This window comes from Methanoculleus frigidifontis, from assembly GCF_030464345.1.
Classification (GTDB): Archaea; Halobacteriota; Methanomicrobia; order Methanomicrobiales; family Methanoculleaceae; genus Methanoculleus_A; species Methanoculleus_A frigidifontis.
Map to the genome: position 1 here is coordinate 358,689 of NZ_VCYH01000002.1, position 26,730 is coordinate 385,418.

At 61.2% G+C, this 26,730-nt stretch carries 34 protein-coding genes and 2 tRNA genes; 30 read left to right on the forward strand and 6 right to left on the reverse strand.

Annotated elements, in window-relative coordinates; genetic code table 11:
- Positions 1-35: 35 nt before the first annotated feature.
- Positions 36-644, reverse strand: coding sequence for a plasmid pRiA4b ORF-3 family protein (locus tag FGU65_RS04620; protein ID WP_301663241.1), 609 nt, complete (start codon positions 642-644; stop codon positions 36-38).
- A 239-nt stretch (positions 645-883) separates the two neighbouring features.
- Between FGU65_RS04620 and FGU65_RS04625 the strand changes: the two genes are divergently transcribed.
- Entirely contained in the window at positions 884-1,843 is a 960-nt protein-coding gene (locus tag FGU65_RS04625) for a hypothetical protein (protein ID WP_301663242.1), read from the forward strand.
- A 108-nt stretch (positions 1,844-1,951) separates the two neighbouring features.
- Here the strand turns inward: FGU65_RS04625 and FGU65_RS04630 are convergent, their stop codons facing one another.
- From FGU65_RS04630 to FGU65_RS04645, 4 genes are all read right to left on the reverse strand, one after another.
- Entirely contained in the window at positions 1,952-3,070 is a 1,119-nt protein-coding gene (locus FGU65_RS04630; RefSeq protein ID WP_301663243.1) for a KamA family radical SAM protein, read from the reverse strand.
- Positions 3,071-3,350: 280 nt separating this feature from the next.
- Positions 3,351-3,734 carry a Zn-ribbon domain-containing protein gene (locus FGU65_RS04635; RefSeq protein ID WP_301663244.1) on the reverse strand — a complete coding sequence of 128 codons (384 nt, stop codon included), beginning with the start codon at positions 3,732-3,734 and terminating at the stop codon, positions 3,351-3,353.
- 6 nt (positions 3,735-3,740) lie between these two features.
- On the reverse strand, positions 3,741-4,103 hold the full coding sequence (locus FGU65_RS04640) for a DUF2073 domain-containing protein (protein WP_301663245.1): 363 nt from the start codon (positions 4,101-4,103) through the stop codon (positions 3,741-3,743).
- Between the two features lie 5 nt (positions 4,104-4,108).
- A complete protein-coding gene (locus FGU65_RS04645) occupies positions 4,109-4,750 on the reverse strand; it encodes an Era-like GTP-binding protein (RefSeq protein ID WP_301663246.1) in 642 nt (213 codons plus the stop codon).
- 212 nt (positions 4,751-4,962) lie between these two features.
- On the opposite strand from FGU65_RS04645, the gene FGU65_RS04650 reads away from it, so the two are divergent.
- From FGU65_RS04650 to FGU65_RS04780, 27 genes are all read left to right on the forward strand, one after another.
- Positions 4,963-5,526, forward strand: a complete 564-nt coding sequence (locus tag FGU65_RS04650; protein ID WP_301663247.1) for a CBS domain-containing protein — start codon at positions 4,963-4,965, stop codon at positions 5,524-5,526.
- A complete protein-coding gene (locus FGU65_RS04655; protein WP_301663248.1) occupies positions 5,523-6,281 on the forward strand; it encodes a CBS domain-containing protein in 759 nt (252 codons plus the stop codon). Before FGU65_RS04650 ends, FGU65_RS04655 begins: the two co-directional genes overlap by 4 nt.
- Before the next feature lie 6 nt (positions 6,282-6,287).
- Entirely contained in the window at positions 6,288-7,229 is a 942-nt protein-coding gene (locus tag FGU65_RS04660; protein ID WP_301663249.1) for a CBS domain-containing protein, read from the forward strand.
- Positions 7,230-7,237: 8 nt separating this feature from the next.
- Positions 7,238-8,077 (forward strand): CBS domain-containing protein, encoded by an 840-nt coding sequence (locus tag FGU65_RS04665; RefSeq protein ID WP_301663250.1) that lies wholly within the window; start codon positions 7,238-7,240, stop codon positions 8,075-8,077.
- Positions 8,074-8,856 carry a CBS domain-containing protein gene (locus FGU65_RS04670; protein WP_301663251.1) on the forward strand — a complete coding sequence of 261 codons (783 nt, stop codon included), beginning with the start codon at positions 8,074-8,076 and terminating at the stop codon, positions 8,854-8,856. The genes FGU65_RS04665 and FGU65_RS04670 overlap by 4 nt, the downstream gene beginning before the upstream one ends.
- 737 nt (positions 8,857-9,593) lie before the next feature.
- On the forward strand, positions 9,594-9,791 hold the full coding sequence (locus tag FGU65_RS04675; protein ID WP_301663252.1) for a hypothetical protein: 198 nt from the start codon (positions 9,594-9,596) through the stop codon (positions 9,789-9,791).
- Positions 9,792-10,457: 666 nt separating this feature from the next.
- Positions 10,458-11,420 carry a deoxyhypusine synthase gene (locus tag FGU65_RS04680; protein ID WP_301663253.1) on the forward strand — a complete coding sequence of 321 codons (963 nt, stop codon included), beginning with the start codon at positions 10,458-10,460 and terminating at the stop codon, positions 11,418-11,420.
- A 114-nt stretch (positions 11,421-11,534) separates the two neighbouring features.
- Positions 11,535-11,619: transfer RNA gene (locus FGU65_RS04685), tRNA-Ser, on the forward strand.
- A gap of 49 nt (positions 11,620-11,668) precedes the next feature.
- On the forward strand, positions 11,669-12,118 hold the full coding sequence (locus FGU65_RS04690) for a 30S ribosomal protein S13 (RefSeq protein WP_301663254.1): 450 nt from the start codon (positions 11,669-11,671) through the stop codon (positions 12,116-12,118).
- Positions 12,119-12,131: 13 nt separating this feature from the next.
- Positions 12,132-12,683: a 30S ribosomal protein S4 gene (locus FGU65_RS04695; protein WP_301663255.1), complete on the forward strand. Its 552-nt coding sequence runs from the start codon at positions 12,132-12,134 to the stop codon at positions 12,681-12,683.
- A 3-nt stretch (positions 12,684-12,686) separates the two neighbouring features.
- The gene (locus tag FGU65_RS04700; RefSeq protein WP_301663256.1) at positions 12,687-13,082 is read left to right on the forward strand and encodes a 30S ribosomal protein S11; all 396 of its coding nucleotides are present in this window, start codon (positions 12,687-12,689) and stop codon (positions 13,080-13,082) included.
- On the forward strand, positions 13,082-13,927 hold the full coding sequence (locus FGU65_RS04705) for a DNA-directed RNA polymerase subunit D (protein WP_301663257.1): 846 nt from the start codon (positions 13,082-13,084) through the stop codon (positions 13,925-13,927). The genes FGU65_RS04700 and FGU65_RS04705 overlap by 1 nt, the downstream gene beginning before the upstream one ends.
- Positions 13,908-14,273 carry a 50S ribosomal protein L18e gene (locus FGU65_RS04710; RefSeq protein ID WP_301663258.1) on the forward strand — a complete coding sequence of 122 codons (366 nt, stop codon included), beginning with the start codon at positions 13,908-13,910 and terminating at the stop codon, positions 14,271-14,273. The genes FGU65_RS04705 and FGU65_RS04710 overlap by 20 nt, the downstream gene beginning before the upstream one ends.
- A gap of 5 nt (positions 14,274-14,278) precedes the next feature.
- A complete protein-coding gene (locus FGU65_RS04715) occupies positions 14,279-14,701 on the forward strand; it encodes a 50S ribosomal protein L13 (RefSeq protein WP_301663259.1) in 423 nt (140 codons plus the stop codon).
- Between the two features lie 11 nt (positions 14,702-14,712).
- Complete coding sequence (locus FGU65_RS04720; protein ID WP_301663260.1) at positions 14,713-15,114, forward strand: 30S ribosomal protein S9; 402 nt, start codon at positions 14,713-14,715, stop codon at positions 15,112-15,114.
- Between the two features lie 35 nt (positions 15,115-15,149).
- Positions 15,150-15,338: a DNA-directed RNA polymerase subunit N gene (locus FGU65_RS04725; RefSeq protein ID WP_301663261.1), complete on the forward strand. Its 189-nt coding sequence runs from the start codon at positions 15,150-15,152 to the stop codon at positions 15,336-15,338.
- A tRNA-Pro gene (locus FGU65_RS04730) sits at positions 15,339-15,413 on the forward strand.
- A 31-nt stretch (positions 15,414-15,444) separates the two neighbouring features.
- On the forward strand, positions 15,445-15,612 hold the full coding sequence (locus tag FGU65_RS04735) for a DNA-directed RNA polymerase subunit K (RefSeq protein ID WP_301663262.1): 168 nt from the start codon (positions 15,445-15,447) through the stop codon (positions 15,610-15,612).
- A 7-nt stretch (positions 15,613-15,619) separates the two neighbouring features.
- On the forward strand, positions 15,620-16,807 hold the full coding sequence (eno, locus tag FGU65_RS04740; protein WP_301663263.1) for a phosphopyruvate hydratase: 1,188 nt from the start codon (positions 15,620-15,622) through the stop codon (positions 16,805-16,807).
- Positions 16,807-17,415 carry a 30S ribosomal protein S2 gene (gene rpsB / locus FGU65_RS04745; protein WP_301663264.1) on the forward strand — a complete coding sequence of 203 codons (609 nt, stop codon included), beginning with the start codon at positions 16,807-16,809 and terminating at the stop codon, positions 17,413-17,415. The genes eno and rpsB overlap by 1 nt, the downstream gene beginning before the upstream one ends.
- Before the next feature lie 25 nt (positions 17,416-17,440).
- Positions 17,441-18,229: an AmmeMemoRadiSam system protein B gene (gene amrB / locus FGU65_RS04750; protein WP_301663265.1), complete on the forward strand. Its 789-nt coding sequence runs from the start codon at positions 17,441-17,443 to the stop codon at positions 18,227-18,229.
- A gap of 1 nt (position 18,230) precedes the next feature.
- Complete coding sequence (gene mvk / locus FGU65_RS04755; RefSeq protein ID WP_301663266.1) at positions 18,231-19,100, forward strand: mevalonate kinase; 870 nt, start codon at positions 18,231-18,233, stop codon at positions 19,098-19,100.
- Positions 19,093-19,848 (forward strand): isopentenyl phosphate kinase, encoded by a 756-nt coding sequence (locus FGU65_RS04760; RefSeq protein WP_301663267.1) that lies wholly within the window; start codon positions 19,093-19,095, stop codon positions 19,846-19,848. The genes mvk and FGU65_RS04760 overlap by 8 nt, the downstream gene beginning before the upstream one ends.
- Before the next feature lie 4 nt (positions 19,849-19,852).
- Positions 19,853-20,905, forward strand: a complete 1,053-nt coding sequence (gene fni, locus FGU65_RS04765) for a type 2 isopentenyl-diphosphate Delta-isomerase (RefSeq protein ID WP_301663268.1) — start codon at positions 19,853-19,855, stop codon at positions 20,903-20,905.
- 18 nt (positions 20,906-20,923) lie between these two features.
- Positions 20,924-22,261: an RNase J family beta-CASP ribonuclease gene (locus FGU65_RS04770; RefSeq protein WP_301663269.1), complete on the forward strand. Its 1,338-nt coding sequence runs from the start codon at positions 20,924-20,926 to the stop codon at positions 22,259-22,261.
- Positions 22,262-22,273: 12 nt separating this feature from the next.
- Complete coding sequence (locus FGU65_RS04775; protein WP_301663270.1) at positions 22,274-23,236, forward strand: polyprenyl synthetase family protein; 963 nt, start codon at positions 22,274-22,276, stop codon at positions 23,234-23,236.
- Between the two features lie 2 nt (positions 23,237-23,238).
- Complete coding sequence (locus tag FGU65_RS04780; protein WP_301663271.1) at positions 23,239-24,924, forward strand: glutamate--tRNA ligase; 1,686 nt, start codon at positions 23,239-23,241, stop codon at positions 24,922-24,924.
- A gap of 17 nt (positions 24,925-24,941) precedes the next feature.
- Here the strand turns inward: FGU65_RS04780 and FGU65_RS04785 are convergent, their stop codons facing one another.
- Positions 24,942-25,580: a tetratricopeptide repeat protein gene (locus tag FGU65_RS04785; RefSeq protein WP_301663272.1), complete on the reverse strand. Its 639-nt coding sequence runs from the start codon at positions 25,578-25,580 to the stop codon at positions 24,942-24,944.
- Positions 25,581-25,696: 116 nt separating this feature from the next.
- Between FGU65_RS04785 and FGU65_RS04790 the strand changes: the two genes are divergently transcribed.
- Together FGU65_RS04790 and FGU65_RS04795 are read left to right on the forward strand one after the other, a co-directional pair.
- Entirely contained in the window at positions 25,697-26,197 is a 501-nt protein-coding gene (locus FGU65_RS04790) for a flavodoxin domain-containing protein (protein WP_301663273.1), read from the forward strand.
- Between the two features lie 272 nt (positions 26,198-26,469).
- Complete coding sequence (locus tag FGU65_RS04795) at positions 26,470-26,676, forward strand: hypothetical protein (RefSeq protein WP_301663274.1); 207 nt, start codon at positions 26,470-26,472, stop codon at positions 26,674-26,676.
- Positions 26,677-26,730: the final 54 nt, after the last annotated feature.

A 26,730-nucleotide genomic window follows, 5' to 3' on the forward strand; every position in this document is an offset into this window, starting at 1 on the left:
CTGCACGCGCAAGACCGGGCCGCTCCCCGCACCCGTCACAAAAGGCCGATTTCCCCCGCATACTTCAGCCGTTTCTTCGGATCGTCGAAAGAAACGTCGGCGCAGTCGAACTCCTCAGGATCGAACTCATACGCATCCCACTCATCTTCGTCCCCATCCCGGGCACCGGGGTTCTTCAGATCCTCAAGCAGGTCGTAGTACCCCCACACCCCGCCGATATCCTCGGGCGGACATGCACGCTTGCCTTTTATGCACCGGGGATACGGGATGCCGGGCTCTTTGGGCAGGATCTTCTCAAGAACGACCAGGTGCTCCCAGTCGTCGCCGAAATCATAGGTATACACGGCTCTCGGGTTTTCGGGAGAGAAGAAATCGGCAATGGCGGTCCTCCACCCGAGCAGCGTCTCGCCGGAGAACTCATTTGGGTAGCCGATATCCACGTTCCCACCGCTCCGCGGATCGCGCATCCGAAACTCGTGCAGGTGGGCGTCCGTCCAGCCCATCGCGTCCTGGATAGCGACGTGGAGATCCCAGAACGAGCAGGTCTCCGGGACCTGGATCCTCCGCCAGATGGGAGGCCGAATCTCCCGAAGGGTGATCTTGAACTGATACACATTCTCAAAGAGACGCTTCTTCGCCGGCATACATCATCACCCCTATATCTCTCGTTCGTTCCGCAAATTGCCGGGTTCGGCGGGTCGTTTCGCCGACTGGAACCCGCCGCAGCCATCGGCAACGGTGAGAAGAAGTTCCCTGCGGGTCTGCATAAGAGTATCCATTCTGCCCGGGGAGCCGTGGGCGGGAGCGGCCGGCGCCCGGCACCGGATGCCAACCGGCCCGCGACCGGCAGAATTAATATCCCGGCAGGTTTGAGATCTGCAGAATGGTTCTGGAAGAAGAGCTGCTGTTTCTCGAGAAAACAGAAGCAGAAGAATTCCTCAAATTCATCCGTTCGGCAGGCTGCAGCGGCAAGGTTCGCACGGTGCACGATCTCGTCCCCGACACGATGTTCCGCGGCAGGATACGGGACTTCCTCATCCTCCTGGAAAAAGAGATTGCCCGCATCGAAGCCAGCCCCGACGATGCAGAGCCCGTTGCGATCTACGTCACCCTGAAGAAGGCCATGGAGAGCAGGCTTGAAAAGCTCCGTGCATTCCTGCAGGAGCACGCCGTCGGGGAGCTCGTCCCCGAGAAGGCCGTTCTCACGGACATCGTCACGCTGATCGGGGAAGCGCGGGCAAAGGAAGGGATTGAGGAGGAAGAACGCGCACGGATCGATGACACACTTGCCGCAATCGGGGTGGATGCCCTGCTGGAAGATAACGAGCTGGTCGAGAGAACGGACGAAGGCCGCCGGTTCGTGCGCTCGATCGACCCGGAGGAAGCGTATACGTACCTCCCCGACTATCCGCTCTGTGAGATGGAACCCGAAACCCTGAGCGAGCATGGTATCAGTGTGAAACTCACCGTCTTTGCAGAAGAGCGCTATGCCGTTTCGATGGGGCCGGATATCCTCCTGATCGACGACCGGGACCGGCTCTGGCAGGTCCTCGACGAGATGGACATCGACGAGGACTCCTACTTCGCGTTCCGGAACAACAGCACGTTTTCGCAGTTCATTGTCGACCGGATCATGACGTTCCTCGAAGAGCGCGGCAGGGCAAGCAAAGAGGAGGTCATCGAAGAGACACTCAGTTTCGACACCCGGCTCCTCGAAGAACAGCAGAACCTCGCATCGTTCGTCCTGACCGAGGAGTATGTGGACGGAATCCTCACCGACCTGAAGAAACTGGGGCTGATCGCGGGCAAAGACGCGAAGTTAAAACCTGTCCGCGTCCGGTAACCTGAAATGCCGCCCGTATCCCCGGGATGCGGGGGCGAAAAACCGCCGGCGCGAACGGACGGCACCGTTCCGGCGCGGCAGAGGAGAAGACAGGGGTAAAAAGACGCCTTACGAATCCCGGTCAGGTTCGATGACCTGCCCCTCGTCGACGAGCTCGGTGTAGTCGTCGAACCAGTAGGCTTCCGGATCGCTCCGATAAACCATGAACCGCCCGAGGTTCGCCGGGTCGGCCGCCTGGTTGTACTTAAAGAAGGTATACTCCGGCGTCATCCCGACGACCTCGATCTTGCCGGCAGCATGGGACATCACGAACCGGGCGCGTTTCGCAAGGCCCGAGCACATCCCCCGCGCCTGCTCGAAGATCCGGTACGACTCCTCGACCGGCACGGCGTAGGTCCGGTTGCCGACCGTCGGGCGGCACTGGAAGACGTAGTAGGGGCTCGCGCCGATGAACGAGAGCGTCCTGAAGAGCTCGGCAAGAACCTCCGGGTCGTCGTTGATCCCCCGGATCAGGGGCGTCTGGTTCATGACGATCGCCCCCGCGTCCTGCAGAAGCGCCACTCCCTCCAGGGCGACGGGGGAGAGCTCCCGCGGGTGGCTGAACTGCGCCATAATATAGATCCTCTTTTCCGGAGTGCTGTAGTCCCGGATCAGGTCGAGGAGAGCCGGGTCGGTCGTGATCCGGTAGGGGTTGAACGCAGGCATCTTCGAGCCGATACGGATGATCTGCACGTGGTCGATCTCCCGCAGGGCCGCGACGGTCTCCTGCAGCCGTTCCGTCGAGAGGACCAGCGGGTCGCCGCCGGTGAGGAGGACGTTGGTGATCTCGGGATGCTCGCGGATATAGGCAAGCCCCGCCGAGATATCCCGGTTCACCTCACGTGAATCCTCAATGAAGAGGCGTTTTCGGAAGCAGTAGCGGCAGAGCCCCCCGCAGACGTCGCTTACGAGCAGGAGCGCCGTCTCGCGGTACTTGTGCTGCAGCCCGGGCGCGACCGTATACGACCCTTCCGAGGACGGGTCGAGCCTGCCCCACGCCTCCGCCTCATCGGCGCAGGGGATAATGAGACGGCGGATAGGATCGGCAGTATCCTGCCAGTTGATAAGCGAGAGATAATAGTCATTCGCACGGAACGCGAAATTTTCGGTGATCGTTTCCAGAGCGCGAAAGTCCTCTGCGGGGAAACCGGCGATCTGGTCGAGTGATGAGATATAGCGTGGTTTCATCTTCTTCCTCCGTGTGACTCTTCGTGCACACCGTATCAGAGGCTTCTTCGGTCAAAAACCGCCGGGCATCGGTGAAGAGCGATATGATCTGCCCGTGGGAGAATGCTGATAAGCGGAGAATCTTCCCGGAATATGACGGCGACCGCAATCCTGGCCTCAAGTATTGCAGTAATCTGTCTTGTACCTGGTCGTCAGGACATTTATACTTTCGCGCTCGAAAAAAGGGAGGACAGACGGTCTTTGGAAAAACGCGGCGGTGACGAAAAAGCCCCCTCCTTCGTCACTCCCGTTTTTTCTTCTTTGACATCGAGAGGATATCCACCATATACTTCCCCTCGCGGTCGAGGCGGACGACGACCTCGTCGCTCTGCGCCATCTTCTCGATATTCAGCTCGTAGGAACCCGGTCCGAGGATCCGGATGCTCTCGACACGGTCGTAGACCTCAACCTCACGCGACGAGCGGGCAGGCTTCACCTCGAGGACGTCCTCGACTCCGGCACCATCGATGATCTCCTCGAGGCTTTTTTCCTCCAGCACGTCGTCGTGCCGGCGAGCCTCCCGGATATACAGAAACTTCTTGCCGCCGCAGCTCGGACATCCCTTCAGGATCTTCGTCGAGCCGTCCTCAAACTCCCTGCCGCATTGTGTGCATTTGTGAGGCATCACTGCTCACCGTGAAGAAATCCACGCGCTGATGAGATCCTTCTCCTTCTTCAGCATCTTGAGCTGGTTTGCCGGCCCGATCACCGTCAGCCGGCTCTCGCTCTTCTTGCCGCCGAAGAGCTTGCCGAAGAATCCTCCCGAATCCTTCAGAGGATATGTCTCCATCTCAATCCCGGAGAACCCGTCCGGGGTGATCTCGCGCATCGTCACCTCGATGAGTTTGCTCTGCTCGTCGGGAGCAAGGCCGCGCTCGAGGACGACGATATTACCCTCCATGACATCATCGAGAATCAGCCGGATCTTCTCCATCGCTGTCAGCCGCTCGAGGCGGTCCGCGGAGATCAGGTCAATCTGGACACCCTGAATCATCTACATCACCCGAAATAACTCGCCATCTTCTCGTACAGTTCTTCCACGTTGTTGCCCTCGAGACCCGAGATCGAAACGACAGGGTGCTGCGGGAACGCGCTCTTGATCCGGGCGGCCGAAGCGTCGGGAAGATCGTTCTTGTTCGCGACGATGAGGACCGGCAGTTTCCTGCTCTCGATGATCCCGACCATCATAATATTCACCTGCATGAACGGGTCCTGCGTCGCATCGAGCATGTAGATGACGCCATCGATGTCCTCCCGGAGCCAGTGCATCGCTTCGGCAACACCCTCCGTGGCTTCCCGGGCTCTCTTGACCGCGTCGTCCTTCTCCATCCCGTACTCCAGAAACTCGTTGTAGTCGATCTTCGTCGTCACCCCCGGCGTATCGACGATATCGATGTTGATGGACTGCCCGTCGTTCCCGGTAATCGTAATGTTCTCCTTTCTGCGCACACGGCGTGTCTCGTGCGGCACTTCGCTGACCGGCCCGACAGCGTCCCCTGTCCAGTCCCGCACGATCCTGTTTGCAAGCGTCGTCTTACCGGCATTGGGCGGGCCGTAGATCCCAATGCGGGAAGAACGTTTCTTAAAGAACGTCTTCAGGAACCGCGAAATCTTCTGCTTCGTACGTACAAAGAATGTCATTCTGCACCCTCAAGATCTCTCTTTTTTTATCCGTATTAGTAACACTATGTCACTCATAAATAAATATAATTATATGTAATAGCGGACGATTTAATCGATTCTGTGACTTCATTTGCTCCGCCGGCCACACGAATTCTTTTATACTGCTGAATCCTAGATACAGGTGAACCTGAAGGATCAGCTCGAAGCAGCGACCATACAGGGTGAGTTTCATGGCAAACCACAACGATTCGATCCACCTCGAAGTACGCGTTCCCATCAGAGAGGTGATGCGGAGCCATCCGACAACAATCGACGTACACGAAACGGTCGCAGATGCAGCGCGGGCGATGTGCCGCGACGAGGTCGGCAGCTGCATCGTCCTGGAGAGCAACCTGCCGATAGGGATCATCACCGAAGAAGATATCAACTGTAAGGTAGTTGCACAGGACAGAAAGCCGGGCAGCGTGCAGATCAGCGACATCATGAGTACGCCGCTGATCACCATCGGTGCGGAGAAGCTCGTCGCCGACGCCGCCTCGATGATGGTGAGGCACCGGGTGCGCCGGCTTCCCGTCGTCGAGAACCAGCAGGTCATCGGCATGGTGACCGTCCGGGACATCCTCACGGTGGCCAACGAGATGAACGAACTCATGGCCGACCTGATCGAGATCAACCGCGAAGAGAACTACGAGATCGGCGTCTGCGACCGCTGCGGGACGATGTCGGACGACCTGATGCGCATCGATGCCCTGATGCTCTGCCCCGCGTGCAGAGAGGAGGAACGAATCTCATGAAGGTTGCGTCGGATCTTATGGTAGCTGTACCAAAACTGCACTACAACGATTTCGTCACGAAAGCACGCAGCGTCCTGCGGGAAGACGTCTTTCGCGAACTCTACGTGCTGGACGACCGGGATCACCTGCTCGGGTATCTCGATATATCCGACGCCCTTAAGGTGACCGGGACAAAGTCGAACGTCACGGTGGAAGGTTTCGTGAAAGAAGCCGCGACGACGAGCCCGGATGCACCCCTCGGGCAGGTTGCCCAGGCCATCCGGAAATACTCCAGCAGCAGCGCCGCAATCGTCGATACGGACGGCAGGGTGCTCGGCGGAGTGCTCCTCTCCGACCTCTTTCCGGTCCTCACCTCCCGCCATGAGATCCGCGGCAGGGTAGCAGACGTCATGTCACGCGACGTCGTCACCGCCGCCCCGCACGACCCGATACCCAGGATATACACCCTCATCACGGCAAGCGGTTTTTCAGCCTTTCCCGTGGTGGCGAAACGAGACTTGATCGGCATCGTCTCCCGGCGAGACCTCCTCCGTGCAGGGAGCGTCCGCACCGCAGTCAAGAATGCGGCCGATTCGACCGTCGAACGCATCATGACGACGCCGGCCGTCACCGTCTCACCGGACGAGACGGTGGGTGCCGCCGCCGCCCTGATGGTCAGGCACAATATCAGCCGGCTCCCGGTTGTGGAAGACGCGCATCTCGTCGGCATCATCGACCGGCACGATGTGCTGAACGCCTTAGTGATACAGGAATGATACCGTATGCATCAGAATAACCAGAAAAAGAAGCAGGCAGACAAGCTGCTGAAGATGCCCGGCAAACTCGACCGCGGCCCGGTCGATTTCAAATCGCGGGTCGTTGAATACAACGGCGAGATCATGGCCATCGCCACCAAAAACGTCATCACCGCCCACCAGACGACCCCGATCATCCAGGCCGTCGAGACGATGACCCGCGAAGGGTTCCGGCGTCTCCCCATCACGGATGCCGGAAGCGGGAAACTCCGCGGCATCGTCACGAACAGCGACATCATCAACTTCATGGGCGGCGGCGACAAGTTCAACCTGGTGCAGGTGAAGCACCGGGGCAACTTCCTGGCCGCCATCAACGACACCCTCCGGGAGATCATGAGCCCGCACCTGATCACCCTGCAGGACAGCGCCCATATCATGGACGCCGTCGATGCCATCCTGCACCGGAACGTCAGCGGCGTCCCGATCGTCGATGCCGACGGCGACCTCCGGGGCATCGTGACCGAACGCGACGTCATGAAGGTGCTTACCACCGAGAACGCGTCCCGGACGGTGGAGGAGACCATGAACGCCTCGGTGCGGGTCGCCCGCCCCGACAGCCCCGTCGGGGAGGTCAGCAGGAAGATGGTGAAGCACCAGTTCCGGCGGCTGCCGGTCGTCTCCGACGACGTCCTCTGCGGCATCATCACGGCGACCGACATCATGAAGTACCTCGGCAACGGCCAGGTCTTTGAGAAACTGGTCACCGGGGACGCCGCGGAGGTGATGGCGCTGCCGGTCCGCTCTCTGATGTCCGGCGAACTGCATACCACCACGCCGGAGAAGAACATCCACGACACCGCCGTCGAGATGCTCCAGCATAATATCGGCGCGATGCCGGTCATTGAAGACTCTCACCTTGTCGGCCTCATCACCGAGTACGATCTTGTGAAAGCGTTTCTTGAGGAGTGAACGAAAAAATGCGTGCAGTTGATGTGATGACCTCACCGGTCTATGTCGTTGCCCCCACCGAGAGTGTGGGCTATGCCCGAAACCTCATGCTCAAGCACCGGGTGTCCCGCCTGCCGGTCATGGAAGGCGACGCCCTGCAGGGGATTCTGACGAAGAAGGATATCGCATACCGGCTGCGCCACAGCGAGCCGATCTGGCGCAGACGGCCGATCGACCGGATCCCGGTCAGCATCCTGATGGCTCCCGAGCCCCTCACGGCGGCTCCCGAGACCGGCACCCGGGATATAGCGATCACGATGCTCGAGAAGGATATCAGCGGACTGCCGGTCGTCGAGGACGGGAAGGTCACCGGGATCGTCACCAAGTCGGACATCATGCGCTCCGCCTATATCCAGGGGCTCGAGGCCCGCGCCGACGCCGTTATGGAGGATGCCGTCACCGTCAACCGTTACCATTCACTCGACCACATCATCGACACGATAAAAGGGAACACGGACAAGCTCGTCGTCGTTAACGACAACGGCAGTCTGGCAGGTATTATAACGGAGAGCAACATAGCATTCTTCGAGTACCTGGATGAGAAGATGAATCTCCCGGTCAAAGACATCACCCATCTGCGGAAGGCCGAACCGGGGGGGAGGAAACGCTTCAGGTACGTCACAGAGGTGGCCGCCGTCGCCGAGGATATCATGACCCGCCCGGTGATCACCATCGCCCCCGGCACAATGCTCGGGGAAGCGGTCGCCACGATGCTCGAACACCACGTCAACAGCCTCGTCGTCACCGACGGCGACGAGATCAGGGGAATAATCACACGAGACGATATCATCAAGGAAGTGGCAAAATGAGCGAGAGATTTCAGATACAGATCAAAGACATCATGTCAAAGCCCCGCACCATCGCGAAATCGGCAGTTGTCAGCGACGCGCTGAAGAAGATGCTCGACGAAGGGGCCGATCCACTCATCGTCACCAATAACGGCACGGTCGTCGGCACGACCTCACGGGCCGCCATCGCCGAGACGCTCGGGAGCAGAAAAAACTCCATGATCGCAGCGACGTCCATCCACGTGGCAAACACCGTCGAGGAGGACTTCACCTCGGCATACCCGGACCAGAACATCGCCGTCCTGGTGCCCCTGCTCCAGCACTACAAGCTCGTGGTCGTCCTCGACAGTGAACACCGGCTTATCGGCCAGGTGGGCGCTGAAGAGATACTCCGGGTCCTGAAGCCGTCGGGCAGCATCGCAGACGTCATGGAGCCGGCCTACACCATCCAGGCCGAAGAGCGGGCGGTGCACCTCCGCCGCAGGATGCTCGACGACAACATCGACCGCTTCATCGTCGCGGACGGCGACGAACTCATGGGCATCGTGACGGAGATCGACGTCGCCAAGGCGATGTTCTCCTTCAAGGAGGTCGTGGAGAGCAAGTACCAGGACCACCGGATCCGAAACCTCCTCGTCCGCGACATCATGAGCTCGCCGCTCGTCGCCGTCAGCGCGGAGAAGAGCGTCTCCGAGACGATCGACATGATGCTCAGCAAGGGCTTCAGCTCGGTGCCGGTCACGGACGGCCGCAAAGTCGTCGGTGTCATCACGAAGAATTCGCTGATACGCGCGCTGTAACGCTGCGGAAATACAACCCTACCTTTTTTCAGACGCTCGAAGATCGGGAGCGGAGGCTTTCGGAGATGAACGGACGGAGGGGTAGGGACATACGGCGGCAACAGGTAGACGCTCTCGATGCATTCACCGGACAGCGGACCGTAGGGGCAATCGCAAGCGGGGGAAGGGTATCAGGGGAGGGGGGCGGCCCCCTCCCCTGGCCCCACCCCCGTGGAGACATCCGTCACGGCACGGTTTTTCCGGGAAAGCCAGGGTAAAATCTGCCTTCAAGTACCACACAGCGACACCCCTCCCGGAAAGCGTACGGATGCGTCCTGCCGAAGGCCCGCAGACACTGCTGGTAAACAGGAGCGTTCCTCGTATCGACCGGAAGCCACAACGACCCCCCAAATCGCGAGACGTCCCCGGCTTTCCAGACTTTTCAAAAAAGCGCATCCGCGTCTATCCCGGAGCCGTCAGTACGGCTATATGCCCTCGCGAAGACCACCTCTCATGGCCGGAAAACAGTATCTCATATGTATAGTGCTCCTGATAGCGGTAAGCGCCATCCTGGCGGCGGGGTGTACGTCAGACCGGGCAGGGATTCAGAACACCACGACCATCACCACGCCACCTCCACCGGTTCCGACGACCGAACGCATCGATACAAACCCGCCGGGCACCCCATATGTCCAGCCGAAGTTCACCACCGGCGACGTTGTCACAGACGACCTTCGAATACGTGTGTCGGGCTCGTCGTGCTGAAACCGTCCCTTCCGCACGAAGCGTACATTCTGCGGGAGGCAGACCGCTGCACGCCGAACAACCCCTCGTGGACGTGGACCGGTGAGCCCTTCGGCAGATCCTACGCTGAGATAGACGGCGGCGCATACGTGGCGATCGACCATATCGACAACACGCTCACGGTCATCGGGCCGGTACGGACGCTCCCGTAACGCACGGGTTCGCACATTGTATACCCCGGCTTTCCGGACCAATGGACCGTGGGGGCAATCGCGCCGGGGGAGAGGGGCGGCCCCCATAGACGCTACCGTACCCTCTGGATGCGCTGAATTCCTGTTGCTCTCGGCGGGGTCCAGGCACGTGATGAGGTTCCATCTCTTGCTCCGGATGACCGCAACCCGGGGTATTCGGGGGCATGGGCTTTCCCCGGGGTATCGCCATGACTGCCCCCGCCCCCAGGGGCGGGGGAGGAGGCCGGGCGAGGTGGGGGGTGAGGTGTGCGGATCTTCGCGTAAGACAGGGGAGGGGGAAACCCCTCCCCGTCAGCCCCACCCCAACGGCGATAGCCGCCAGAGTCCACGGCATGGGGAGACGCCCGGGAAAAAGGTCGTCCCCGGCCCGTCAGGGGAAGAACACGGTATACGCGCAAATCCCCGTATCTCAGGGTAACGCTAATGGGGCATCCCCCACCCCCATGGAGACATCCGTCACAGTCCACTGTACGAGGAACGGTAGATACGTCGCACGTCTCTGTAGATATGTAGCCGAGTTCCGCACAGCAATACGTCTCCCGAAAGAATTGCACCAGATCCAAAAGCATCGCCCCCGGTGCCACGTATTTAATAGCCTTCAGGCAAAATCCATAACCGGAACTGACTATGAAGCCCACCCAGCCAGTCGAACCGAACGTCAATATTACGGCACTCCTCGAATCAATGAGCAAGACAGGCTTTCAGGGAAGAAAACTCGGCGAATCTCTCGGCATCTGGACCGAGATGATCAAAGACCCCGACTGCACGATCCTCCTCGGCCTCTCCGGCGCGATGGTGCCGGCAGGGATGCAGAACTGCCTGATCGAGCTTGTGAAGCGCCGGTACGTGGACGCAATCGTCTCGACCGGTGCGAACGTCTTCCACGACACCTGCGAACACCTCGGCGTCCGCCACTACCTCGGCCACCACCACGCCGACGACACCGCGCTCTATGAGCAGGGGATCGACCGGATCTACGACGTCTTCGCCTACGAGAGCCAGTTTCGGGAGATCGACGCCGAGATCGCCCGGTTTGCCGACGAGATCGCGCCCTTCCGGGGATCGTCGCGGGAGTTCATCGCGCGGCTCGGCGAGTGGGTGGCAAAAGAGCGTCCCGAAGGCAGATCGCTCGTCGCCACCTGCGCCGCAGAGGGCGTCCCGATCTTCGTCCCGGCGCTCTGCGACTCCTCGATCGGCATCGGGCTCGTGATGGCGCGCCGCCGGGGCGTCGCGGTCGACGTCGACCAGATCGCCGACACCGACGAGATCACCCGGATCGTCGAGGGCGCGCAGAAGACCGGCGTCGTCTACGTCGGCGGCGGTGTCCCGAAGAACTTCATCCAGCAGACCCAGGTCATCGCGTCGATCCACAACCAGGACCTCGGCGGCCACGCCTACGCAATCCAGTACACCACCGACGCACCCCACTGGGGCGGCCTCTCCGGGTGCACCTTCGAAGAGGCGATCAGCTGGGGCAAAGAGGCCCCGCTGTCTCCCCGCGTCCAGTGCTTCTGCGACGCGACGATTGCACTCCCCATCATCACCTCTGCGCTGATAGGAGCCGGCGTCGCCCGGTCTCGTGCCCCCTGAACACCACAACCATTATAACCAAATCCAACAAAATTATTTGAGCACACACCATAGAAAACTGTGTCTGGAGCAACACCGTCGGTGTTGCGAGTGTCGAAAGATGCGACATTCTATGTTGAGGTAGCCAAGCCTGGTATGGCGCAGGTTTGCTAAACCTGTGTCCCCCTGGGACTCGAGGGTTCAAATCCCTCCCTCAGCGCTTCCAAACGATTGCAGATCATCGACACCACCGGTCATGAGGCGATTTCATGGATGAAGAAGAGATAAAATACTTTGTTCGGATCAGAAACACCGATCTCGACGGAACCAAGGCAGTGCATATCGCACTGACGGGCTTAAAGGGCGTCGGGGCACACACCTCGCGCACCATCTCCCGGCTCGCAGAGGTCAACCCTCACGCAACCCTCGGGAAACTCGACGACGAATCGGTTGAACGTATTGCAAACGCCGTCGACGCCTACACATCCTCGGTGCCTTCCTGGATGGTCAACCGTCCCAAGGACATCTACACCGGCGAGTCCAAACACCTCCTCGGCAACGACCTGACGATGATGTTCGAGGAAGACGTCAACCGCATGCGCAAGATCCGCTGCTACCGCGGCATCCGGCACGAGACCGGGCAGAAGGTCAGGGGTCAGCGCACCAAGTCCACGGGCAGAACGGGCACGACCGTCGGTGTGAAGAGGAAGAAGTCATAACGCTGGTGATACCATGGGATATCCGGGAAAGAACCACAAACAGTACGCCACACCGAAACGGCGCTTCGAAAAGACCCGTCTTGAGGACGAAAAGCGGCTGGTCATCGAGTACGGCCTGCGCAACAAGCGCGAGATCTGGAAGGCGCAGAGCGTCATCCGCAAGTACCGTACCGCAGCCCGTGAACTCGTCGCTCTGAAGTCCGCAGGTGCCGCGCACCAGGAAGAGTTCGAGAAGAAGAGAGCCCAGCTCGTAAGCCACCTGCAGCGCTACGGCATCATCGGCGAAGGGGCCGACATCGACAACGTCCTGGCACTCAAAGTCGAGCAGCAGCTCGACCGCCGCCTCCAGACCATGGTCTGCAGGAAAGGTCTTGCACGCTCTCCGAAGCAGGCACGCCAGTTCATCACCCACGGCCACATCGCCGTCGGCGGACGCCGGGTCACCATCCCGAGCTACCGTGTCGCAAAGCGGGAAGAGGCGGAGATCGGCTACTACGGCCCCTCGCCGCTGACGAACGAAGTCCACCCCGAGCGGGACAGGATTGCACGCGTAGGAGTGAGATAAGGCATGGCAGACAACAAAGAGAAGTGGGGCGTCGCGCACATCTTCGCCTCCTTTAACAACACCATCATCACTGTCACCGATCTCTCCGGTGCCGAGACCGTCACCAAGAGCAGCGGCGGTATGGTCGTGAAACAGGACCGGAACGAGAGCTCGCCCTACGCAGCAATGCAGATGGCGACGCAGGTCGCACACAACGCCCGCGACAAGGGCATCACCGGCGTCCACGTCAAGGTTCGCGCACCCGGCCGCGGGAAACAGCGCAGCCCCGGTCCCGGCGCTCAGGCAGCCATCCGCGCCCTCGCACGTGCAGGCATGCGGATCGGCCGCATCGAAGATGTCACTCCGGTGCCGCACGACGGAATCCGTGGCAAAGGCGGACGGAGAGGAAGGAGAGTTTAATGGATATTGCGTTTGCTCAACTTGATGAGAGAGTCGCAAAATTCGTTCTGAGCGGAGCAAGCCCTGCGTTTGCCAACACGCTCAGACGTGCCATGATCAGCGAAGTTCCCACGCTCGCCATCGAAGACGTGCGCATCTACGACAATACCAGCGTCCTCTTCGATGAGATGCTCACCCATCGGCTGGGCCTCATCCCCCTCAAGACCGACCTGAGACGCTACAAGCCCAAAGACGAGTGCACCTGTGAAGAAGGTGTCTGCCCCGTCTGCACGGCGACCTACACGCTCAGCGTCGAGGGGCCGGGGATGGTCACTTCAAGCGACCTGATCCCGCAGGACCCGGATGCCGCACCGGCCGAAGAGAAGATCCCCATCATCGAGCTCGCACGCGATCAGAAGATCGTACTCGAGGCGCATGCCGTCGTCGCCACCGGAAAAGAGCACGCCAAATGGCAACCGACTGTTGCCTGCGGTTTCAAGAACTATCCGGTCATCGTCATCGACGGCAACTGCGACGCATGCGGGATGTGCGTCGATGAATGCCCCCGCGGCGTCCTGGAGACGGAGCACGGCAAAGTCAACGTCGTGGAAGGCCGCCTCGAGCTCTGCTCGATGTGCCGCCTCTGCGAAAAGGCCTGTCTCGCCGGCGGGATTGGAGCCGAGCCTGCAATCCACGTCAGCGCCGATGAAAGCAGATTCATCTTTGTCGTGGAGGGCGACGGGTCGATGCCGGTCAGCGAGATCATCAAGAGAGCACTGCAGTATATCCAGACCAAATCAGACGACCTGGTGGAAGTTTTGACGGAGATTACCGGAGAGGGTGCAGATGAAGAAGTCAGTTACTAAGACGAACCCACGCCTTGCAGGCCTCATTGCGATGCTCAAAGATGCATCGCGCACCCATGAGGCCAAGATCTGGCGTGAAATTGCAAAACGGCTGGATAGCCCGGCAAAGAGCTATGCCGAAGTGAATATCAGCAAGATCCAGCGGTACGCAAACGAGGGCGAGACGATCCTGGTACCCGGCAAGGTGCTCGGAAGCGGCGTGCTTGAACTGCCGGTAACGGTGGCCGCGCTGAACTTTTCCGAGGCCGCGGCAAGCAAGATCACCGGCGCCAACGGAACGTGTATGAGCATCGAGGACCTCATTCGAGACAACCCGAAGGGGAGCCGTGTACGGATTCTGAGGTGAACGACATGGTTACAATCATCGACGCCAGCGGACTGCTGCTCGGACGGATGGCAAGCATCGTTGCCAAGCGCTCCCTCGACGGAGAAGAGATTGCCATTGTGAATGCGGAGAAGGTCATCGTCTCCGGGAACCGCGCCCGCGTCCTCGGACACTACGACCAGAAGCGCAAGCGGGGTTCCCGCGAAGGCGGCCCGTTCTTCCCGCGCAGACCCGACCATATCGTGAAGCGCACCATCAGGGGCATGCTCCCCTACAAGCGCGAGCGCGGTGCTGCCGCATTCAAGAATATCAAGGTATACGTCGGCGTACCGTACGAACTTGCGGGGCAGGAGACGGAGTCGCTCGAGACGGCGCATATCGACCGGCTGAGCAGCTCGCAGTACGTGACCCTCGCTGCGATCAGCACCTATCTCGGAGCCAAATTCTAACCGGTGATACTATGGCAAAAATCATAAATACAAGCGGAAAGAGAAAGACGGCAATCGCCCGAGCAACGCTGAAGAGCGGAAACGGGAGAGTGCGCATCAACTCCGTCCCCCTTGAGATCTTCGGCACCGACCTTATCCGGATGAAGATCTCCGAGCCGCTGCTGCTGGTTCCGACCGCGCTCGACGGCATCGACGCCACCATCGACGTCTCGGGCGGCGGCGTGATGGGACAGGCAGAGGCGGTCCGCACGGCAATCGCACGCGGTATCGTCGAATGGCACAACGACCCGCAGATCAAGGATGTCTACCTGACCTACGACCGTACCCTGCTCGTGAACGACTCACGGCAGAAAGAGACCAAGAAGCCTCACGGCCGTGGCGCACGGAAGAAATTCCAGAAATCGTATCGTTAAATCACAAGAGTTAATAACAAAGCAGGTACAATGATATGATACCCGTTCGATGTTTTACCTGTGGTAAAGTCATATCCCCTGCGTGGAAGGAGTTCAAGGAGCGGCGAGATGCAGGCGAGGATCCCAAACAGGTCCTCGACGATCTCGGCCTTGAGCGCTACTGCTGCAGGCGGATGTTGCTGACACACAAGGAAATTGTGGAGGATCTCAATCCATACCAGTGAGGGGTCGTGGGGTAGCCTGGACTATCCTATGGCGTTCGGGATGCTGTGACCTGAGTTCAAATCTCAGCGACCCCATTTTATGATTAACGAATTTTGAGGATGTATGATGGAATCATATACTCGATATGAACGAGCGCGGATTATCGGTGCCCGTGCTCTTCAGCTATCGATGGGTGCGCCGCTCCTGATCAACACCGTATACACAGAACCCCTGGAGATTGCGCTCGAAGAGTTCGAGCACGGCGTAATCCCTATCACCGTGAAGAGAAAGTAGTGATCTGATGACTATCATTGAAGAGATCTCTGTAAGAACCATCCTGGACAGCCGGGGTAACGCCACCGTCGAGGCGGACATCTACACTGCGTCGGGGTTTGGGCGGGCTGCAGCACCGAGCGGTGCCAGCACCGGAACCTACGAGGCAAAAGTCCGTCCCCCGGCAGAAGCAGTCGAAAACGCACGGCAGCACCTGATTCCATCACTCATCGGCGAGGATTCTCGCGATCAGATCACATTCGACGCGCTGCTTCGGGAGATCGACGGTACCGCAGACTTCAGCTCTATCGGGGCGAACGTCGCGGTCGCACTCTCACTTGCCTGTGCGAAGGCCGCTGCGTCTTCACTGGGCCTTGAGATCTTCAGATATCTCGGCGGCACTTTTTCCAGTAAAACCCCCCTGCCACTCGGCAACGTCATCGGCGGCGGCGCGCACGCGACCGATGCCACCGACATCCAGGAGTTTCTGGTCGTCCCCACCGGCGCTGCGGATGCCGAAGAGGCAGTCTTTGCCAATGCAGCCGTCCACAGAACGGTCAAGGACCTCCTGAAGAAGATGGGCAAAGGATGCGGCAAAGGCGACGAGGGTGCCTGGGCTCCCCGGATCGAGGATGCGCAGGCATTCGAGATCATCAGCGAAGCCATCGGCATCGTCTCCGACGAGATGAACGTCGAGATCAACATCGGCATCGACGTGGCGGCCAGCGAGTTCTTCGACGGCGAAGCCTACCGCTACCGGGAGAGATCGCGCAGCTCCGAGGAGCAGATCGCCTACATGGCCGACCTCGTCGACCGGTACGGTCTCGTCTACATCGAGGACCCGCTGACCGAAGAGGACTTCGACGGGTTTGCCGACCTGACCGCTCAGGTCGGTGACCGGTGCCTGATCTGCGGCGACGACCTCTTCGTGACAAACGTCGATCGCATCATGCGCGGCATCGAGAAGCGGGCCGCAAACTGCGTCCTGATAAAACCGAACCAGATCGGAACACTCACCGACACGTTTGAGGCCATCCGTCTCGCAGGGGCGAACGGCATGGAGACGGTCATGAGCCACCGGTCCGGCGAAACAACAGACACCACCATCGCTCACCTGGCCACCGCGTTCGAGTGTATTTTCCTGAAGACCGGTGTGGTCGGCGGCGAGCGGATTGCAAAACTGAACGAACTGATACGAATTGAGGAGCTGATTTAATGAGCGGAAGCGAGATGGAGATAGAACTCACCGAACCCCTCATCCCGGTTGAAGAATACCTGGCCGCAGGCGTGCACATCGGCACCCAGCAGAAGAGCAAGGACATGAAGAAGTTCATCTACCGCGTACGCGGTGACGGACTGTATATTCTGGATATCCAGGCGACCGACGAGCGGATCAAGACCGCCGCAAAATTCCTCTCCCAGTACGACCCGGCAACGATCCTGGTCGTGACGTCCCGCCAGTACGGCCAGTACCCGGCACGGAAGTTCGCGGAGACCATCGGCGGCATGGCAGTCGTCGGCCGGTTCATTCCCGGCATGCTGACCAACCAGCGCCTGAACAAATACATCGAACCCGCCGTCGTCGTCGTCACCGATCCCATCGGCGACCACCAGGCCATCACCGAAGCGGTCCAGTCCGGGATACCGATCGTCGCCCTCTGCGACACCAACAACATGACCAAGTACGTCGACGTCGTCGTCCCGACCAACAACAAGGGTCGCAAAGCGCTCTCCATGATCTACTATCTCCTCACCCGGGAGATAATGCGGCAGCGGGGAGTTACCATCTCCCTGACCCAGGAAGATTTTGAGACAGAGTTATAAAGAAGAAGGCACAGAGACACAGCTGATGGATATGCGCCCATGCAGTGTTGCAGGTATGTTTTATCCTGCGGAGCCCCGCCATCTCGAGCAGCTGCTTGAGCGGTTCTTCGAAAACCGAGCAGCGGGTCTCGATGCACGGGGCATCGTCTCGCCCCACGCAGGATACGTCTACTCGGGCGAGACATCAGCCTGTGCCTTTTCCGCCGTCCCACCTGAGTTTGACGGTACATTCGTCGTGATCGGCCCAAGCCACCGCGGCTATATGACCACCACCTCCAGAGTTGCGTGGGAGACCCCGCTCGGAGTCGTGGACATCGATACCGATCTCGTAGACGCCCTCGACATCACCGTCGACGAGGCATCGCATCGCACGGAACACTCGCTGGAGGTGCAGATGCCCATCATCAAGTACCGGTTCCCCCGCGCGCGGGTGGCGCCGGTCATGATGGGCGATCAGACCTACGAGGCTGCTGCCGGCCTGGCGGAACACATTCTGCGGGCGATCAAGCAGACCGGACGCGACGTCCGGATCGTTGCCTCGAGCGACTTTTCACACTATGTTCCGGACGAAGTCGCCAGAGAACGCGACCTCCATGCGATAGAGGCACTGGAGACACTGGACATCCCGGAGTTTTACCGGCGGCTTTCCGCGGTGGATGCAAGTGTCTGCGGCTACGGCCCGATTGCCGCCATGTGCATCGCATGCCGTGCGCTCGGTGCGAAGAGGGGGCAGCTGCTCCGCTATACAACCAGCGGAGACGTCACGAACGACTACGACCAGGTGGTGGGGTACGCAGCGATAGCGGTGATGTAGGTTGGCAACGTGGAGCGCGCCGGGCAAGGTATTCCTGTTCGGCGAGCATGCTGTCGTATATGGCAAGCCCGGAGTAGCGATGGCCATCAAGCCTCGCGTCTATGTCACCGTCAGAAAAACGAAACATCCCTCGCACCCGAAGTCGCCCTACATCGACGAGTGCTTCAAGGTGATGGGCGTTCGCGGAAGCGTCTATGTTCATTCTCAGCTGCAGAGTTCGAGCGGGCTCGGATCGTCGGCGGCGGTGACCGTCGCGACGCTCTCTGCCATCAACGACGAGTTCAACCTCGGCCATTCGCGGGGCGCCATAGCAGATATTGCCTACACCATCGAAAAGAAGGTACAGCACGGTCGGGCAAGCCCCACCGATACCTACGTCTCGGCAATGGGAGGGCTCGTCCTGATCACCGGATCGTCCAAACGGAGACTTCCGCCGCAGAACCTGCAGCTCGTCGTCGGCAACACCCTCGTCTCGCACAGCACCGCGAAGATGGTGGAGATGGTCGGCACTGCACGCAAGAAGCATCCGGATATCATAAACCCGATCCTGGACGCCATCGGTGCGGTCACGCTGAACGCACTGCACCATATCGGAGATCCGAAGGAACTCGGGCGCTGCATGGACATCAACCACGCCCTGCTCGAAGCCCTCGGCGTCGGGCACCCGGTGAGCAGCCGCCTCATCATCGCGGCACGGACGACCGGCGCATACGGCGCGAAGATCACGGGAGCGGGGGGCGGCGGCAGCATCATCGCACTCTGTCCCCGGCGTGCCAAGAGCAGGGTTGCCGGCGCCATCGAGTCCTGCGAGGGACGGGCCATCATCACCACGATCGACACGGAAGGCGCCAGAAGAGAGAAGCATGAATGAGATCGCGGCACTGAAACTGGGCGGAAGCGTGGTCACCGACAAGTCGGGGGACTGCGCGATCGACCATGAGCGGCTCTCTGCGATTGCAGAGGTGATCGCAGCACCGAGAGCCGGGCAGATCGTTCTGGTGCACGGGGCGGGGTCGTGCGGCCATCCCGAGGCACGGCAGTACCACATCCAGGACGGCATCGATGATGGGAACCTGGCCGGGATCTACCAGACTCACACGGCCGTCTCCCGGCTGAACGCCGCAATCGTCGCGGCGCTCCGGGATGCCGGGTGCGAGGCGATCGGGATTCACCCGCTCCACCTAGCACTTGCAGAAAACGGGCGGCTTGCTGCGCTGGAGACCGGGCACATCAGGGAGATGCTCGAGCGCGGGATGGTGCCGGTGCTCCACGGCGACGTTGTCATGGACCGGGTCCGCGGCGCCTGTATCGTCTCGGGCGATCAGATCATCACGCACCTTGCGGCGCATCTCCCCGCAGGCCGCGTCGGGCTCGCGACCGACGTCGCGGGCGTTCTCAAGGAAGGGGCGGTCATGCCCGTGATCGACCGAAAGGCCGCGGCCGCCGTCACCATCGGCGGGTCCGGCAACACCGACGTAACCGGCGGGATGGGCGGCAAGATCGCCGAGCTGCTGGCGCTCGCCGACCGGGGGATCGAATCGCATATCTTCCACGTCTCCAGGATCGGCGCCTTTCTGGACGGGACGGATCACGGCGGCACCATTGTGCGGGAGAAGTGATACTATGGCAGAAGACACGCCTACATCCTCGAGAAAGCGGGAACACCTGAATATCTGCTGCGAGCGCAGCATCGAGGCGGGGGACGCAGGTTTTTCCGATGTACGCCTCGTGCATAGCGCTCTCCCCGAATGCGATATGGAAAACATCGATATACGCACCCGGTTCCTCGATGCTCCCCTGGAATCACCCCTGTTCATTGCAGCGATGACCGGAGGACACCCCGACACCATGGAGGTCAATCGGCTCCTGGCCAGAGCCGCAGAAGCATACGGCCTCGGCATGGGCGTGGGTTCTCAGCGAGCGGCATTGGAAGACCCTACCCTGGAAGAGAGCTTTTCCGTGGTACGCGAGGAGGCACCGCATGCATTCCTCTGCGCCAACCTCGGGATCATGCAGCTCCGCGACCACGGCATCGAGTGGGCGGAGCGGGCGGTCGAGATGATCGATGCGCAGGCCATCGTCGTTCATCTCAACCCCCTCCAGGAGGCGATCCAGCCAGAAGGTGATCACGATGCAGGCGGGTGCCTGGAAGCGCTCCGGCACCTCTGCACCGAGTCCAAAGTCCCGGTCATCGTGAAAGAGACGGGATCCGGCGTATCGAGAGCAGTTGCCGACGCGGTCCGGGGCGCCGGTGCGAGCGCCATCGACATCGGCGGATGGGGCGGCACGTCCTGGGCCGCGGTCGAGTGCCTGCGGGCGACCGACAGCACCCTTGCAGACCTCGGGGAGGCGTTCCTCGACTGGGGGATCCCTACCGTCGTCAGCCTCGCCGAAGTGCGCGAAGGCGGCGGGCCGATCATCGCGACGGGAGGTCTCCGGAGCGGCATTGATATTGCCAAATCCGTCGCCCTCGGCGCGACCCTCGGGGGTATGGCGCTGCCGCTGCTCAAACCGGCGATGCAGAGCGAGGACGCTCTGTTTGCAGCCATCGACGCCGTTCACCGGCAGCTCCGGGTGGCGATGTTCCTGACCGGTTCTGCAACCGTGCGCGACCTCGGCAGAGCCCGTACGTATATAACCGGAAAAACCCGGCAGATGATTGAGACAACTGATTGAAACGAGATAGGAGGATACATGGATATTGAAATCTTGGCAGTGGGCGGGTATAACGAAGTCGGCAGAAATATGACTGCCGTCCGCTGCGGAAAGGAGATCGTCATCTTTGATATGGGTCTCCGGCTCGACCAGGTCATGATCCACGAGGATGCAGACATTGAAAACATGCATTCTCTCGACCTGATCGAGATGAAGGCGATCCCTGACGATACGATAATGAACACCATCGAGGGGAGCGTCAAGGCGATAGTCTGTTCGCACGGCCACCTCGATCACATCGGGGCGATCCCGAAGCTCGCGCACCGCTACAACGCACCGATCATCAGCACGCCGTATACCACGGAACTGATCCGGCAGCAGATCGCAGGCGAGCAGAAGTTCGGCGTCAACAACAAACTCTTCGCCCTCAAGGCCGGGCAGCGCTACACCATCTCGCCGAGCCTGACGCTGGAGTTCGTCAAGACCCAGCACAGCATCATCGATACGGTCATGTGCGTGCTCCACACCCCCCGCGGTGCGGTCATCTACGCAAACGACTTCAAACTCGACCGGACGCCGGTGCTCGGCGACCCGCCGGACTTCGCACGCCTCCGGCAGATCGGCAAGGAGGGCGTCCTCGCCCTGATCGTCGAGAGCGTCAACGTCGACGACCGCGGCCGGTGCCCGAGCGAGAAGATCGCCCGCGACCTCGTCCGCGACACGATCACGAGCTACGAGGACGACAAGAACGCGATCTTCGTCTCGACCTTCTCCTCTCACATCTCCCGTGTCAAGACCATCGCAGAATGCGCCCACGAGATCGGCAGAAAGCCGGTGCTCCTCGGCCGCTCGATGGAACGCTACAGCTCGACGGCGGAGCAGATGAAACTGGTGGCATTCCCCGGGAGCATGCATATGTCAGGAAACCGCCGGACCGTCGATCGGACGCTGCGGCGGATCATGAAGGAAGGAAAGGAGAAGTTCGTCCCGATCGTCACCGGGCACCAGGGAGAGCCGGGCGCGATCCTCACCCGGATGGTGATGGGCGATACGCCCTACAAGTTCGAGAAAGGCGACAAGGTTCTCTTCTCGGCAAAGGTGATCCCAAACCCCATGAACTACGGGCAGCGGTATCTCGTGGAGGCGCGGGCAAAGATGGCCGGGGTGCGGATCTTCGACGAGCTGCACGTCTCGGGCCACTCCTACCGCGAGGACCACTACGAGCTCCTGCATCTCTTAAACCCGCAGCACGTCATCCCGTCGCACGGGGATATCGGCATGACCGGAGGCTATGCCCGGTTCGGCGAGGAGATCGGCTACACGCTCGGGAACGATATGCACATTCTCCGGAACGGAAAGGGCGTGCTGATAAAGTAAGAGGAGACGGCTATGGACCTGACGCAGTATCTTGACACAACCGCAGAGACAGTCGATAAGGTAATAAGCCGCCACTTCGGGAACGTCTACGGCGATCTCTTCCAGGCCGGCGCCCACCTGCTGCTCGCCGGCGGCAAACGGCTCAGACCGGCCGTCGTCCTGCTCGCTGCGGACGCAGTGAAGAAGAACAGCGCTGACGACGTGATGCTCGCGGCGATCGCGCTCGAGCTGACCCACACCTTCACACTCGTCCACGACGACATCATGGACGCCGACGCCGTCCGGCGGGGCGTGCCGACCGTGCACACCCTCTGGGACGAACCCACGGCGATCCTCGCCGGAGACGTCCTGTATGCGAAGGCCTTCGAGTTCCTCACCATGACGGAGGCTTCCGACCGCGCCAAGGTGCATGCGGTGCGGATGCTCGGCAAGACCTGTGCAGAGATCTGCGACGGGCAGAGCATGGACATCTCGTTCGAGCGCCGGGGCGACGTGACCGAACCGGAGTACCTGGAGATGGTGCAGAAGAAGACCGGGGTGCTCTACGGCGCAGCGGCGGCCATCGGCGGTCTTCTGGCGGGAGCAAACCCGATCCAGATCGACGCCCTCTACCAGTGGGGGATCAACAGCGGGATCGCGTTCCAGATCCAGGACGATCTCATCGACCTTCTCGCGAGCACCGAGGCGACCGGCAAAGACCGTGCCTCCGATATCCGCGAGGGCAAAAAGACGCTGATCGCGATCCGGGCACGGGAGAAGGGGATTGACCTTGCGCCCTATCAGCGGGAACTCACTGCGGACGAGATCGACGAGGTGATCGCGCTCCTCGGGGACGCGGGCGTCCTCGACGAGGTCCGGGCGGCCGCCGTCGAGCGGGCGACCACCGCGAAGCGTGCCCTTGCCATCCTTCCCGAATCAGAGGAGCGGCAGCTGCTGACCGATATCACGGACTACTTCATCGAACGGGGATACTGATCATGGACGCCGAGATCCGACGGCTTCTCTTCATCTACGCCCTGCAGAACGCGGTGAAGCATAGCAGCACCCCGAAGAGCGGGACGGTCATCGGAACCGTTCTCGGGAAGCACCCGGAATACCGGAGCCGGGCACGCGAGATCGGGCCTCTCGCGCAGGAGGTCGTCGCCGAGGTCGCAGGGATGGACGCCGACGAACGCCGGGCGATGCTGGCAGACCTCGCGCCGGAGGCGCTTGAGGAACTCACCGAGACCCGCGAACGGGTGCGGGAACTTCCAGCACTCCCGGGCGCCGAGAACGGTGTCGTGATGCGGTTTGCGCCGAACCCGAGCGGGCCGCTGCACCTCGGGCACGCCCGGGCAGCCATCCTGAACGACTACTACGTCCGCCGCTACGGCGGGCGGTACGTCCTGCGGATCGAGGACACCGATCCCCGCCGGGTCGACCCGGAGGCCTACCGGATGGTGCAGGAGGATATCGAGTGGCTGGGCCTTTCGATCACCGATATCGTCTACCAGAGCGACCGGCTCGAGATCTACTACGAGTACTGCGAGAAACTCATCGCGATCGGCGGTGCCTACGTCTGCGTCTGCGACCAGGAGGTCTTCCGCGACCTGAAGCTTGCGAAGAAGGCCTGCCCCTGCCGGGACCAGCCGGTCGAGGAGAACCTGGCTCTCTGGCAGAAGATGCTCGACGGCGAGTTTGCAGAGGGGACGGTGACCGTCCGGGTCAGGACCGAGATCGAGCACCCGGACCCGGCGATGCGCGACTTCTCGATCTTCCGGATCGTGGGCTCCCCGCTGCACCCCCGGATCGACGCGACCGTCTATCCCCTGATGAACTTCTCGGTCGCGGTCGACGACCACCTCCTCGGGATCACCCACGTCATCAGGGGCAAAGACCATATCGCCAATACACGCCGGCAGCGCTACATCTTCGACTACTTCGGCTGGATGCCCCCGGTCTACCGGCACTACGGCCGGATGTCCATCTCCGGCGTCGTCCTCTCGACGTCGGGGATGCGGGAGGGGATCGCCTCCGGCCTCTATTCGGGCTGGGACGATATCCGCCTCGGGACGCTGCGGGCGATCGCACGCAGGGGCATCCGTGCAGACGCCGTCCGGAACGCCATGGTCGATATCGGCATCGGCGAGACCGACATCTCGTTTTCATGGGAAAACCTCTACGCCCAGAACAAGGCGATCATCGATCCGGAGGCGAACCGCTACTTCTTTGTCCCGGACCCGGTCAAGGTCGCGGTCCGGGACGCCCCGCTCCGGACGGCGCAGGCGGCGCTGCACCCGAACGACCCCGCACGCGGCTACCGGACGCTCGCCTGCGACGGCAACGTGCTGCTGCCGCGGGCCGATATCGAGGGGAAGAGCATGGTGCGCCTAAAAGACCTCTACAACATCAGCATCGTGTGGCAGGACGGCGTCCCGACGGCGACATACGCCGGCGAAGCGCTCGAAGAGGCCCGGGCGGCAAAAGCGCCGATCATCCAGTGGCTGCCCGCCGACGCAAACGTCCCGTGCGTTCTCTATACGCAGGACGGCGAGATGGCCGGCTTCTGCGAGGAACTGGTGGCGAAAGAGGCGGGGAAGGTCGTCCAGTTCGAGCGGATCGGCTTTGCCCGGATCGATGCGGCAGGGAAAGCAGGCGTCGCGGCCTACTTCGCGCACCGGTGAACCGGCTCCATTCTTTTTTATCCCGGGGCGGTATCGACCGATCGTTCTGCAAGCAGTTCGCTGAGCGCCGCAGACGCCCGGTCGATGCCGCCGTAGTCGCGGTTCTCGAGGACTTCGTAGACGAACGCAGGGATCTTGACGACCTTCTCCGCCTCGCCGACATCGGCGGCGAGTTTGCGGAAGGCCTTGTGCTCGAGGATCCGCTGCCGGTTCCAGCGGGCGAAGTCACGGTCCGGGTCGATTGCAAGGATACGGTCGTAGCAGCGCATCGCCTCGTCGTAGCGGCGCTCCGCGACGAGCACCCACCCTTTGCCGTGCAGCGCACCGATCGAAGACGGGTTGAGCGCAAGGGCACGGTCGAGGCAGGACTTCGCCTCGGCAAGCCGCCGCAGTTTCCCGAGGGCGAACCCTTTCCGCTGCCAGGCCACGGCGTCTCCGGGGTCGAGCTCGAGCGCCCGCTCGTAACAGACGACCGCCTCGTCGAAGCGTTCGAGTTTGATGAGGGCAAACCCCCGCCGCCGCCATGCACGTGCATCGCGGGGGTCGTATTCCAGCACACGGCCGTAGCAGAGAGCGGCCCGGTCGTACTCCCCGGTATCGCTGAAGAACCTGCCCCGGTTGTACCACATCCGGGATTCCTGTGAGTTGCCGATCATCGGCCCTGTCATGGGCGCCGGATGTAATAAGGGTAACCGCCGGGCAGCGCCGGCACGCCGGGACGGATTCGGCCGGGGGAACGCATATATCTGCGAACGACAAACGGAGAGCAGATATGAACGATGCAATTCTGGTTGCCTACGCAACCCGGTACGGCTCCACGGCAGAGGTTGCCGGGGCCGTCGCGGAGGTGCTCAGGTCCGGCGGCGAGAACGTCGATCTCCTGCCGGTCGGCGACGTGACCGATCTTTCCCGCTACCGTGCCGCGGTCATCGGCAGCCCGATATACATGGGCAAATGGCTCGCAGAAGCGCAGGTCTTCATCGAGAAGCACCAGAAGGAACTGCGAAAGGTGCCGGTCGCCTACTTTGCCGTCGGCATGACCGTCGTCGACGGGGGCGATGAGGGGCGCCGCAAAGCGGAGGCCTCGATGGACCAGGTGCGGCTTTTAGTCCAGCCGGTCGAGACCGCCCTGTTTGCGGGGAGACTGGAGCCGTCGGAACTCTCGTTCACCGACAAGGCGATCGTCACGCTTGTCCGGGCGCCGTCCGGCGATTACCGGGACTGGGACGCCGTCCGGTCGTGGGCGTCCGGGCTTCCCGAGAAGGTGCGGTAGGACGGGCGGCAAGATCCGGTTCATTCTATCGAGAGACGATAAATGTTCCGAAACGCTCCGGCAATGCCGGTGCACCGGCCTGACCCGCCCGTCCCGGAGAGGCATCGCCGTTCTCCTCTTCTTTTTTCCCGTTGCCGGGCGAAGACGCGCTCCTGCTGCCGGGCGATACCACAGGGCCGGGAGGTCTGCCCTGAAAATGGATGCACATGACCGGAGAGTGCGTCCGCCGGGGCAACAATCTTCTTATACCACAAGTATGGATCACTCATCGCATGATACAGATAACACTCATCCGCGAGCCTCCGGATGCACGAATGCAGACAACCGGGAAGCTTCGCCCGGCCGCATGCCATGTCGCGCTCCGGCTCTTCGTCGCGACGGTTCTGGCCGTTGCCGCATCGGCTGCTGCGGTCCGGAAGGTCGGGCAGGCGGTCCGGCGGATCACGGTCCCGGCTCACCACCCGTATCCCGCCGAGTAACACGACAGGCTGCCGCTCATCCCCCAATAGAGGGCATAAATAGGACGAAAACAA